Source organism: Iodobacter violaceini (assembly GCF_011601265.1).
Lineage (GTDB): Bacteria > Pseudomonadota > Gammaproteobacteria > Burkholderiales > Chitinibacteraceae > Iodobacter > Iodobacter violaceini.
Genome location: NZ_JAAOLX010000009.1, coordinates 86,619 through 99,369, shown reverse-complemented (window position 1 = coordinate 99,369; position 12,751 = coordinate 86,619). Strand labels below are relative to the sequence as shown.

Annotated in this window: 5 protein-coding genes; all 5 read right to left on the bottom strand. The window is 46.5% G+C overall.

The window, feature by feature from the left end:
- Window positions 1–105: 105 nt before the first annotated feature.
- The 5 genes from HA050_RS16965 to lpdA all read right to left on the bottom strand — a co-directional run bounded on the left by HA050_RS16965 (window position 106) and on the right by lpdA (window position 12,725).
- On the bottom strand, window positions 106–630 hold the full coding sequence (locus tag HA050_RS16965) for a glutathione peroxidase (protein ID WP_166828758.1): 525 nt from the start codon (window positions 628–630) through the stop codon (window positions 106–108).
- Window positions 631–691: 61 nt separating this feature from the next.
- Window positions 692–4,414 carry a PAS domain S-box protein gene (locus tag HA050_RS16960; RefSeq protein ID WP_501037371.1) on the bottom strand — a complete coding sequence of 1,241 codons (3,723 nt, stop codon included), beginning with the start codon at window positions 4,412–4,414 and terminating at the stop codon, window positions 692–694.
- 213 nt (window positions 4,415–4,627) lie between these two features.
- Entirely contained in the window at window positions 4,628–5,758 is a 1,131-nt protein-coding gene (locus HA050_RS16955) for a response regulator (protein ID WP_166828752.1), read from the bottom strand.
- A gap of 72 nt (window positions 5,759–5,830) precedes the next feature.
- Window positions 5,831–10,696 carry an EAL domain-containing protein gene (locus HA050_RS16950; protein WP_166828749.1) on the bottom strand — a complete coding sequence of 1,622 codons (4,866 nt, stop codon included), beginning with the start codon at window positions 10,694–10,696 and terminating at the stop codon, window positions 5,831–5,833.
- Between the two features lie 250 nt (window positions 10,697–10,946).
- Window positions 10,947–12,725 (bottom strand): dihydrolipoyl dehydrogenase, encoded by a 1,779-nt coding sequence (gene lpdA / locus HA050_RS16945; RefSeq protein ID WP_166828747.1) that lies wholly within the window; start codon window positions 12,723–12,725, stop codon window positions 10,947–10,949.
- Between the last annotated feature and the right edge of the window lie 26 nt (window positions 12,726–12,751).

Genomic DNA, 12,751 nt, shown 5'->3' with positions numbered 1-12,751 from the left:
TCACTTATCCTTGATCAGCCGTTTGAGTGGTCAGGCCAACCCTGAAAAATGCTGCGGCCCTGGCCGTTTTGCTTAGCAGAGCATGGGGATGGCGCTGTATATGGATTATTTGTTCAGCCAGCCTTCAATTTTACTGATGATTTCTTTATCGTCAGGCTCGGTGATCGAGCTATAGGCTGTGACTGTTTTGCCATCGGGGGCAATTAAATATTTGTAGAAATTCCACTTGGGTGTGGTCTCGGCAGCAGTGCTCAGCCGTTTAAACAGAGGGTTTGCATTGGCGCCGCGTACGCTGGATTTCTCCAGCATGGGGAACTCTACAAAATAGGTGAGGCGGCAGAAATCACCAATTTCTTTATTGTCGGCCAGCTCTTGCTTGAAATCATTGGAAGGAAACCCAACCACAAGCAGCCCCTGGTCTTTATATTTGGCGTAGATTTTTTCTAATTTATCAAACTGCGGGGTAAAGCCGCATTTGCTGGCGGTATTCACCACTAAAATAGGTTTGCCGCTATAACTGCAAAAATCAAAAGCCTCGCCTTTGAGCGTTTTACTTTGGTAATCAAGCAAAGGCGGGCAGGCGGCCAGGCTGATGGAGCTGTAGAAACCAAGCAGGGCGAGGATACGCATATAAAAATCCTTGTGGCGTTAAGGACGAACCGTGGTAAGTAAACCAGATTGAGCTGTCTGCTTATTGAATTTCTAAAGAATGATCGAGCAGATCCATGTTTTTTAGCGCTGCGCAGCTATGCTGAACATGTAATTTTAATTGTGCTATTGCTTGCTTTAGCTCTTCTGAAGTGTGCTCGTTTTTCTCAAGTTTGGCGAGTAGTTCACCGAGTGGCAGTGCGCCCACTGTATTCGCTATAGCTTTAAGTCTGTGGCATTCTGTTTTGATTAAATCAAGTTGATTATTAGCCAGGGCGTCGTCAATGGTTGCAAGCCCGTTTTTCATGGCATCTGAAAAACGTTCGCAGTATTTGCGCTGGCGTGTTATTTCTTCACCCAGCATGCTTTGCAGTTCCTGCTGGTTTATCCACTGGCCTTCAGAAGAGGGGGCAATATTTTTAGTACTTGCTGAAGAAGGCAATTCCAGCTCTGTTTGCTGTCTAAAGCACATCATTAATGCAAGATAGAGTTTTTCTGCCTGTACAGGTTTACCAATAAAATGGTTCATGCCCGCCTGGGAGCAACGCTGACGGTACTCTGCTGAAATATTGGCCGTCATTGCAATAATTGGAACTGCGTCATAATCGGGATTCTTTCTTAGAATTTGGCTGGCGGTAATGCCGTCCATTTCAGGCATTTGTACATCCATTAATATGGCATCAAAATGGTATTGCTGTGCTAATTGAACAGCTTCTTTCCCATTGTTTGCCAATATTACTTTAGCGCCCTTTAGCTCTAATAATTCACTGCCAATTTGCTGATTAAAAATATGATCGTCTGCAAGTAAAATTAGTTTGTCTTTAAAGAATAATTCATTATTTTTTACTTTATCTGGTATTTCTAATGCGGATGGGGTCATTTCCGCTTTTTTAAGCACAATATGAAATGTGAATTCACTGCCCTTGCCTGATTCACTTTTCATAGACAACTCACCGCCCATCAGTTGTACCAGCTGACGGCTGATTGCCAGTCCTAATCCGCTGCCACCATATTTTCTGGTAATGGAATTGTCTGCCTGTTGAAAAGACTGAAATAATAGTTTTTGCACTTCAGGAGCAATGCCTATGCCTGTGTCGATAATGCTGAATTGCAAAGTGTAATCATCTTTATAAGGATGGACAATGAGCGTAATACTGCCGCTGTCGGTGAATTTAATGCTATTGCTGAGTAAATTCAGCAGTACCTGTTTAATACGTAAATCATCACCATGCAATGCAAGCGGGGTGTTTTTATCGATTTGAATGTTAAGCATAAGGCCTTTCTCTGTGGCTTTATGCTGAATAAGCCCGCTAATATGATGAATAAGGTCAGATAAATTAAAATCTACAGTGTTTAAATCGAGCTTACCAGCCTCTATTTTTGAAAAATCCAGAATATCATTGATTAAATCAAGCAAGAGCGTGCCAGATAAAGTTATTTTTTGCAGATAGTCACGCTGTTTTGGTGTTAATTCGGTTAACTGTGCCAGATGAGCCATACCCAGCACACTATTGAGTGGCGTACGAATTTCATGACTCATATTAGCCAGAAATACGCTTTTGGCTTGATTTGCGTTTTCTGCCTGTCGCTTGGCTGCTTCCAGTTCTTGTGTCCGTTCAATAACACGCAGCTCTAAAGTAGCCGCAAATTGCATGAGTGCTTCATCAAGTAATTTACGCTCAGTCAGATCGCGGATCATTGCGGTAAAAATAGGTTCCCCATTGTTTTCTAAATAAGAAATTGCAATTTCAGCCGGGAAATCATGCCCTTGCTGATGCCTTGCTACTACTGGTCTTACAGAGCGGCCTTTCATTTGTCTTGGTTTTTCTTTATTTCTTGCAAATTGTATCATTTCTTCCCTGTGCCCATTTGCAAGGTCTGTTGGAAGTAAACATTCAATCGGCTGACCCAGTATGTTTTTTGCAGAGTAGCCAAATAATTTTTCTGCTGCAGGATTAAATAAAATGATATTAAATTGTGCATCTGCACTTACAATGGCATCCATGGCAGTATTAATCATGCCTAAGAGTTGCTCTTGTTTGTTTAATTTTTCTTTTTCTGAATTTTTTCTTTCGGTAATATCCCGGGTAATGCCTATGAAATTAGTTAAAACGCCATTTTCATTAAATACAGGTGAAATGCTCAAATCGTTCCAGAATGAATTTCCATCTTTGCGGTAGTTAATAATTTCGCCATTAAATTCTTTTCCGGAATTAAGTGCATTACGAATTGCATTGATAGTTTCAGGACTGGACATAGGTCCTTGTAAAAAACTACAATTACGCCCAATAAATTCTTCTGCGCTGAATCCGGTAATGGCAAGCAGTGGTGGATTGACTGAAATAATATTCCGGCTGGCATCGGCGATCAGTACGCCTTGTGATATTGCTTTAAGAGCAGCATCACTTAATTTTAATTGCTCTTCTCCTTGTTTAATTGCAGTAATATCCGTAAGTAATACAAAAAAGCCTTGAATCTTTTCTGCTTGAAAATGAGGGATATACTGCGCCAGCAGATAGGCTTGTTTGCCATCGGGTTTAATTAATGAGCGTTCATAGTTTTGTTCTTTACCTTCCAGCACCCCGTGAATGTAATGTTTAATGGCATGAAACAGCTCAGGGCCTAGTAAATCTTGCATAGCGATATTATGAATTTGGGTCACACTATGATCAAACCACTGGCAATAGGCTTTATTTGCAAAAGAACAATGTAAATCAGCTGTCCAGTAAGCCAGCATACTCGGTATGTTTTCGGTTACTGTCCGGATGAATAACTCACTTTGTTTCAGTGCTGTTTCCCGTTTACCCAATGTGGTCAGTAAGTGGTTAACGCTGCTGAGCAGGCTTCCAATTTCATCGTTGTTGGTAATGGTAAGCGGGCGGGGAGGAATGTCACTATCCGCCATGGTATTGAGGCACTTAATTGCCGTGTGTAATGGAGAGAGTTGTTGTTTTAAAATCCAGGCAATCAGCAGGGATAGGATCAGGGTCATTAATAAAATAACACCCAGAATATGCCGCTCTGCTTGTTGAATAGGATAAAACGCCTCGGCAGCGGGAAGGGTCGCTGCAACATACCAGCCAGCCAGGTTTACTTTTTTAACTGAGGTAAGTACTTTGGTTTGGAGTAAATCAACAAAAATGCCTGATTCTTCCTGGCCCTGCATCATCCGGTCAATAACGGGGTTTACACCTGCGGGTGGCGTTGATTTCATGACCAGACGTTGATCGGTGGCGGCGATGAATAAGTGCTGCTCTGGGGAGATCAGGGCATAGCCCCCGGTTTTACCATTATTGTTTTTGATTTTTTCATTAATAAAGTTGGGTTTGTTCAGATTAATGGCTCCGGATAAGGCTGCAATTACTTGCCCCTGATTATTTTTAATTGGAACCGTGATCACAAATATAGGGGCTTTTTGTTGCTGATCCTGTTGTGGAGCAGAAATCGAATTGATTCCCTGTGTCAGTGACTGTGCAACAGATGGCTGATGGAGGGCATAGCTGATGGGCTGACGGGTAAGGGAAACAGAAGGGATGATTAAATGGTTCTCGGGTGTGCTGATATAAATGCCTGTGTTAAATAACTCCTGCAGCACGCTGTGGTTTTCAAGCCCGGACTGAAGGGCTGGCGGGTTTTTTAAGGATTGTGCGGTTATTTTTTTTGCAAAATACTCCAGAGCATTGATGTTTTCTTGTAAGTGATGGTCAATGTCATTGGCAATAATACTCACGCTGGAGAGCTGTTGATTACTGACCAGATACTGCATTTCTTTTTGAAAAACACGTTTTGCATAGAATGTCAGCAATAGAATCGAAGCAACAAAGAGTAACAGCATTAATAAGATGATTCTGTTTTGCAGTGAGCGCAGAGGTCTCCGGTTTAAGATCATAGTGTTATCAACTTTGAGAAATTGAGCTTTGTATTGGGCAAAATATGTGAAAAATTGCTGGTTCTTTATTGGCGTTGATTCATCATCTGATTAACTGTTCATGGTGTTCTGGAGCGCTTTGATTGCATTGCTCAGCTGATCCTGAAAATCAGCATCGGCACTGATGGTATTAGAGACTTCATCTAAACCCCGGCTCACAATGTCGATTAATGAGCTTTCCTGGCGTTCGGTTAATTGCAAACCAACCAGGGCAGCTTCAATGCGGGAAGTGACTGTGCTCAGAATAATTGCAATTGAGGTTCGGCCGTTTCTTTGCTGCTCGTCTATTTTACTAAGTGCATCTGTGAGCGATTTAATTGTCGCTCCAATCGTAATATCCCGTCCTTTAGCCTTGACCATGATATTGAGTGCTTCAAGCCGGTATTCGGTTGATTCAATCAGAATGGCCAGGTTATCGCGCAAGCGTCCGCAGAGATCATTGTCATGCTCGGGCATATTGCTGATAAACACACGAATATGCGGGTAAGTAATGGCCATACGGCTTTTAAACTGAGTAATACGATCCATCGTGGACATATGGTGCATGATCGAGGTTTCCAATGCGCTCGCCGGTCCCCGCGCATTGACCGCTAAAGAGCCTCCTTCGGGAAGAATCAGCTCAACAACGCTGTCAACTTCAAACAGGGCAATGGCGCTGATTAAGGCCTTGGCTAAATCGAGCGGGGTAGTGCAATTATTGAAACGCTTAATCCCTTCGATCAGTAAGCCCGTTTCACTCATGCTGGCCATGGCCAGCATGGCGGTATTGGTCGCGTATTGAGCCTGGGATTTTAATTGCTGCCGCTCTTCAATCAATTGCAGAACATGCGCCACTTTGGCTTGCAATACTTTAGGGTTAGCAGGCTTGAGGACAAAATCTTCTCCGCCTACATCAAAGCCCTGCAGCCTGTCCTCGATACCATCCAGCGCGGATAAAAACAGTACAGGCGTATCGCTGATATCAAAATCATCTTTGATCTGGCGGCACAGCTCATAGCCATCCATTTCCGGCATTTTTACATCTGCCAATACCAGTTTCGGGTGCTGCTGCTGCACCAGCTGCAAAGCTGCTTTGCCATTTTCTGCCGTAATCACATTACATGTTTCGCTGAGGGCATCAAAGATAAAATCCAGCATAAAAAGATCGTCGTCAACGATGAGTACCAGTGGCTTGTCGTTCATGATATTGATCCTTGGCTCAGGGCCTGAGGTTTTGAATGGATCTGCAGAATAAAAAATTCATTACCTTGCCGCTTATTTGACGCTGGAAAGATGGCTTTCCCACATTTTTTTCCAGTGTATAAATTCGGTTGCGGGCATAGGGTGGCCGATCAGATAGCCCTGTACTTCGTGGCAGCCCATATTGGAAACCAAATCCCAGTCGGCCTGCGTTTCTACGCCTTCTGCTACCAGGTTAAGGGAAAATTTCCGGCCTAAATCTGCGCTGTGTTCCAGAATGGTTCGGGCGGAAGCATCGGATGTGGCGCCGCTGACAAAGGTTTTATCGATTTTTAATTCGGTAAATGGAATCTGAATTAAATGCTCCATGGTTGAAAAGCCCGTGCCAAAGTCATCTACAGAGAGGCCAAAACCCATGATCCTCAAGCGGGTCAGAATATCCAGGCTGAGTACATAATCATGGGTAAGCTGGGTTTCGGTGATTTCCAGCGTAATCAGCTCGGGGCTGATATTGCTTTCGCGCAGTACTTCCTGAAACAGCTCTGGCAGCTCCAGCCGGTGCAGATTGCCCATCGATACATTAATCGATAATTTGATGTGCTCACCCTGATCGAGCCATATTCGCAGCTGACGGCTGGCCAGCCTTAATACACAGAGGGTGAGATCATCGATTAAGCCTAAAGCTTCAATGGCCGGAACAAATAAATGTGGCCCAAGCAGCCCGCGCAGGGGGTGACGCCAGCGGGCTAAGCTTTCTGCCCCAAGTACGCCGCGCCCGTTGGTGCTGACTTTGGGCTGGTAATAGAGTTCAACCTCACCTGCAGCAAGGCCGTTGCGTATTTCATCTTCAAGCAGTTGCAGCTGGGGCATGTGGCTGCCAGTGTGCTCTGTGCCTGAATGCGCGGGGTGCAGGAGTAATATTTGTGCCAGCTCTTCTTTTTTGACCGGCTTGGTGAGCGATCCGCCCAGCTTTAAGTGAAAAGAATGAGCCAGCCGCTCTGCCGCTTTTAATACTTGCTTATCCATTGCGGAAAGAATGGCGATATAGCCTTCGTACTGCAGTAAACCCAGCTGGCGCAAAAAGGCGACACCATCCATATCGGGCATTTGTAAATCGCAAAAAATCCAGTCAGGCTGAGGGGGCAGGGCAAGTCTTTTAAGTGCATCTTCTGCTTTTAAAAATGACAGGATTTGTGTAATGCCTAAATCATTCAGATGTTGCTGGATGATTTCCAGAATAAAGCGGTCATCGTCTACTAAAAGAATGCAAAGCGGGCTGTTCTCCAGTACAGACGTTGCGACTGGGTTGGGGCTGCCTGCACCATCCAGCAAGCCATTTTTTTGCAGCACTTCACAGCTTTGCTGAAATAAAGATTTCAGCTGCCTGATTTTTTCTGATTGCACATCGGATGGCGTGGATTGATCGAGTTTTTCCATGGAGGCAAGCTGCAGGCCTAATGGCATTGCGCCAACCGTACGGGCGATCGATTTCAGTCTGTGGCATTCCGGGCCTATCAGGCTCTTGCTTTCATGAAGATAAAGAATGCTGGCCAGTCCTTCTTCAAAAGATTGCGCAAATTTTGCACAATATTTGCGCTGGCGGTCGGCATCATCGCCCAGCATACTGCGTAATTCTGAAAAATCGATAATCTGGCCAGACTCACTGCTGGCGCTGCCGGTCTGGGATGCTTCTTCCGGACGGGGAAGCTCTGCTTCCGGCTGAGGGCGATTTATAGCGGGCAGCTTTGTGGCCTGCGGCCCCAGCCAGTAAGCCAGAGTCTGGTAGATTTTCTCTGCCTGCACGGGCTTGCCGATAAAGTCATTCATACCTGCATTCAGGCAATTCTGGCGATACTCGCGCGATACATTGGCGGTCATGGCGATAATGGGGACGGGATCAAATGCGGGCATTTTTCTAAGGGCCAGGCTGGCTGTAATGCCATCCATCTGAGGCATTTGTACATCCATCAGAATCGCGTCGAAATGGTGTTGTTTGGCTAATTGCAGTATTTCAAGCCCGTTATTGGCAATCACTACTTCAGCGCCTGCTATTTGTAACAGCTCTGCACCAATTTGCTGATTAAACGGATGGTCGTCGGCCAGTAATATATGTTTCCCTGCGAGGAAATGATCGCTGATTGAATGATTCTGATGGGCCGGAGAAGGAGCCAGTGCATTAATTTTTGGAAGGCTGAGGCTGAATTTAAATTCACTGCCCTGACCCGGCTGGCTGGTGACGGTTAATTCCCCTCCCATAAGCTGTACTAACTGGCTGCTGATTGCAAGCCCCAGGCCTGTGCCCCCATATTTGCGGGTAATTGAATTATCTGCCTGCTGAAATGATTGAAACAATTGCGCCTGTGCGCAAACGGGAATCCCTATTCCTGTATCGCAAACACTAAAAGCCACATTTTCATTTGAATCCAGGCTGACGGTTAAAGTGATTTTTCCGTCCTGAGTAAATTTAATGGCATTACTGAGTAAATTAATCAGCACCTGCTTGATACGTAAATCATCGCCCTGCAAGAATGAGGGAACTTGTATGCCAATTACAATATGAAGTTGCAGGCCTTTTTCTTCCGCTTTTTGCTGAATTAATTCACGTACATGGTCAATCAGCTCATGCAGAGAAAAATCATGGCTGCTGATTTCCATTTTACCGGCTTCAATTTTTGAAAAATCAAGAATGTCATTAATCAGATCAAGCAGGTGATTGGCGGAGAGCGTTATTTTTTGCAGGTAATCACTTTGTTTGGTATTTAAAGGGGTGAGTTGGGCCAAATGCGCCATGCCCAGTACGCTATTGAGCGGGGTGCGAATCTCGTGGCTCATATTGGCCAAAAATGCACTTTTTGCCAGATTGGCATTTTCGGCTTGTTGTTTAGCGGCTTCTAATTCATAGGTACGCTCAATAACACGCTGTTCCAGCGTTGTGGTTAATTGCAGTAAGCTGGTTTCGTAGGCCAGCCGGTCTGTAATATTGCGCACCATGGCGGTGTAAATGGGGCTGCCAAAATTATCCAGATAAGAAATGGCCACTTCGATAGGAAACTCATTGCCATCGGCTCTTTTGCCCATCACCTGGCGTGCCGAGCTGCCACCCATTTTGCGATGGCCTTCACCTTGCCCGCCAAATTTGTGCATCTGCTCACGGTGCTGTGCTGCCAGCTTAACGGGAATCAGTACTTCAATCGGGCAGCCCAGCATTTGTTGGGCCGGATAGCCAAACATATTTTCTGCTGCCTGATTAAACAGAATAATGTTGAATTCAGCATCGGTGGTGACAATGGCATCCATGGCCGAATCAATCATGCCGGCCAGCTGGGCCCGGTTGGCTAAGAGTGCATTTTCGTTGTTTTTGCGTTCGGTAATATCATGGTGAGTGCCAATCACCCTCAGCGGCAGGCCTTTTTCATCGCGGCAGACCACCATGCCGCGATCAACGATCCATTTCCAGTTGCCTTCCTTGCTGCGGATACGGTATTCATTACTAAAAAATGGTGTGTCGCCTTTCAGATGAGCTTTTACCTTGTTAATCACTTTGGGCCAGTCTGCCGGGTGCACCCGTTTTTCCCATTCCTGATAAGTATTGTTAATGTCTTCATCCGTAAAGCCGAGCATTTCTTTCCAGCGGCGGCTGTAAAAAATAGTATTGCTGCTTATATCCCAATCCCAAAGCCCATCGCCTGACCCTTCAATTGCAAATTGCCAGCGGCTTTCGCTCTCTTTAAGCTCGCTGATGTCCTGAATGCTCACCGGTACAATGCAGGCTTCTTCTTCAGTCGCAGGAATAGGGTAGGAGATCAGTGCCTGAAAAGATCTGCCCTGAAGTGTTTTAAGATTAATTTCGCTGCGAAAAATAGTGTCCTTGCGCCAGAAAGCCAGCAGCTCCTGGCGAATAACAGTGAGCGCACTTTCACCAAATAAACTTGCAAAGCCTTGCATAAACTCAGCCTTGCTTGTGCCTTCAAATAAGGCCAGTGTGGCTGGGTTGATATCAATGACTTTGAACATACTGATCATATTCAGTAAGGAAGAAGGTGTTTCTTCAAGATAGGCCGCCAGATCAGTAATCCCCGCTTCACGCAGAGCGGTGAGGTGGGTTAAAAGCGCCGTCATATCCTGATTCCAGATCGACAGATCTGCTTTATCAAACAGCTGGCGATAACGCTGCGCTTGTTCTTGCAAATCAGATTTTTGCTGATAAAGCTCGCTTAGATCGATCAGGGTGATCAGCTGTGCCTTCTCTTGCCCCAGCGTTAACAGGGTCTGGCTGGCTTTAACTGCTTTAAAGCCGCCATTTTTACAGCTAATTTGCAGCTCTGAAGCCGGGGAAACGGGGTCTGTGGTGAGCGGGGCAACTTGTATATTCTGAGCATTACCCTCTTGCCAGCGGGCCAGATCGGGGAAGGCTTGCTTCCACCAGCGGCTTAGTTGAGGCAGATCTGCTTCCACATAGCCAAAGCTGTTGCTAAATGCCGGATTCAGGTAAACGATTTCACCCTGTGCATTGAACAGCACATGAGGGATGGGGGAAATTTCAATCAGGTGCAGGCTGTGTTTCAGAGGGCTGTGCTCAAAGGTGATGTCCTCTATTGAGCCGATATAGCCGGAAATTTGCCCGTGAGCATCCCAAAGCGGGCGGGTTTTTGCGCGGACATATCGTATGTCCTGATCCGGCGGCAAAATGCGAAAGGAAAGTTCAAAATCAGCTTGTGTCCTGAGCGCCTGCAGCCATTGTTCGTGCACTAGTTTGCTGTCATCAGGGTGCAGACTTTTCATCCATCCATAGCCCGCGCATTCTTCCGCTGACAGGCCAAACATCGTTTGTAAGGCTGAGTTGGTGTAGCGGCATTGCCCGCTGGCATGACACAAATAAATGCAGCTAGGTATCTGATCGATAAGTTGCAGCTGGCTTGTATCATTGAACACGGCAGGCATTAAGAGTGTCTCTTGAGTGGTTTGTTTGTTATTTCCTTTTATAGCTTAGGTTAGTCTTGACAAGCTTCAAGTTACTTGTAATTTAATACCGATTTAAAGGTATATTTTTAGTTGGAAATTAGTCATTTTTTGTTTTTTTATTGTAAGAATTTCCGAATGGTTTCTTAGGCGTTTTGTTCGTTTTAGAAATTGCAGAGGTTTAAACGTAAAAAAACCCGGCAAGCCGGGTTTTTTTACTGAGCAAAAGAAATTATTTCTTTTTTTGCGGAGGCAGATCAGTACATACGCCTTTAAATACTTCGGCGGCCATACCAATCGATTCGCCCATAGTTGGGTGAGGGTGGATGGTTTTGCCGATATCCACGGCATCACAACCCATTTCGATGGCAAGGCAGATTTCACCGATCATATCGCCAGCGTGCGGGCCAACAATCGCGCCGCCGATGATTTGCTTGGTGTCCTGATCGAAGATCAGCTTGGTAAAGCCTTCATCGCGGCCATTGGCAATCGCACGGCCAGAAGCTGCCCATGGGAATACGCCTTTACCGTAGTTGATGCCGTTTTTCTTGGCTTCATCTTCGGTCACGCCTACCCAGGCCACTTCCGGATCGGTATAAGCCACGCCCGGAATCACGCGGGCATCAAAGAAGGCTTTGTGATCTGCTGCGTTTTCAGCGGCCACGTGCGCTTCGTGCACGGCTTTGTGCGCCAGCATAGGCTGGCCAACCAGATCGCCAATTGCAAAAATATGCGGCACATTGGTGCGCATTTGCTTGTCGACCGGGATAAAGCCGCGATCAGTCACGATCACACCGGCGTTTTCTGCGCCTACTTTGCCACCGTTAGGTACGCGGCCAGTGGCGTGCAGTACGAGGTCGTAGCATTGTGGTTCTTTCGGGGCGTTTTCGCCTTCGAAAGTCGCCCAGATACCGTCTTCTTTGGCTTCCAGTGCAACGGTTTTGGTCTTGAGCATGATGTTGTCAAAGCGGTGGGAATTCCATTTTTCCCATACTTTAACCAGGTCACGATCTGCGCCCTGCATCAGGCCGTCGAGCATCTCTACTACATCCAGGCGTGCGCCCAGTGTGGAGTAAACCGTACCCATTTCCAGACCGATAATCCCGCCGCCCAGAATCAGCATGCGTTTGGGTACGGATTTCAGCTCCAGCGCACCAGTTGAATCCACTACGCGTGGATCATTTGGCACGAAAGGCAGCTTAAATACCGAAGAGCCAGCGGCGATAATCGCTTTCTGGAACTTGATGATTTTGGTCTCGCCAGTGATTTCTTTGCCCTCACCCGAAGTGATTTGCACTTCCAGATGATGCGGGTCAATAAAGCGGCCAATACCACGTACAAATTCCACTTTGCGCGCTTTGGCCATGCCAGCCAGACCCGTGGTGAGCTTGCCAATGACTTTTTCTTTAAAGCCACGCAGTGCGTCGATATCGACTTCCGGCTCGCCAAATTTAATCCCGTTGGCAGCCAGATGTTTTACTTCGTCAATTACCGCTGCATTGTGCAGCAGGGCTTTGGAAGGAATACAACCTACATTCAGACACACACCGCCAAGCTTAGAGAAACGCTCAACCACGATGGTTTTCATGCCAAGGTCAGCAGAGCGGAAAGCCGCAGAGTAACCACCGGGGCCACCACCGAGCACGACCATTTCGCATTCGTAGTCGGCAGCGCCGCTGTGGCTGCCAGCGACAGGAGCAGCTTGTGGTGCCGGGGATGGCGCAGCTGCGGCCGGGCTTGGCGCTGCGGCTGGAGTAGCAGTGGCAGCAGCTGCCACTTCTAAAATCACCAGCAGGCTGCCTTCGGATACTTTGCCGCCCACGGCCACTTTCACTTCTTTAATCACACCCGCGTGGGTGGAAGGCACTTCCATCGTCGCTTTGTCGGTTTCCAGCGCAATCAAGGATTCTTCAACAGCCACGGTGTCGCCGGCTTTTACGAAGACTTCGATGATATCCACATTGTCATGGCCGCCGATATCGGGGACTTTAATTTCGATTAGATTGCTCATCATTTATTCCATTTGATCTGTGCAAG

What these genes read in the sequence shown, in the direction of transcription:
- HA050_RS16950 (WP_166828749.1), bottom strand. Translation starts at nt 10,696, where the DNA reads ATGCCTGCCGTGTTCAATGATACAAGCCAGCTGCAACTTATCGATCAG.
- HA050_RS16960 (WP_501037371.1), bottom strand. Translation starts at nt 4,414, where the DNA reads ATGCAGTATCTGGTCAGTAATCAACAGCTCTCCAGCGTGAGTATTATT.
- HA050_RS16965 (WP_166828758.1), bottom strand. Translation starts at nt 630, where the DNA reads ATGCGTATCCTCGCCCTGCTTGGTTTCTACAGCTCCATCAGCCTGGCC.
- HA050_RS16955 (WP_166828752.1), bottom strand. Translation starts at nt 5,758, where the DNA reads ATGAACGACAAGCCACTGGTACTCATCGTTGACGACGATCTTTTTATG.
- lpdA (WP_166828747.1), bottom strand. Translation starts at nt 12,725, where the DNA reads ATGAGCAATCTAATCGAAATTAAAGTCCCCGATATCGGCGGCCATGAC.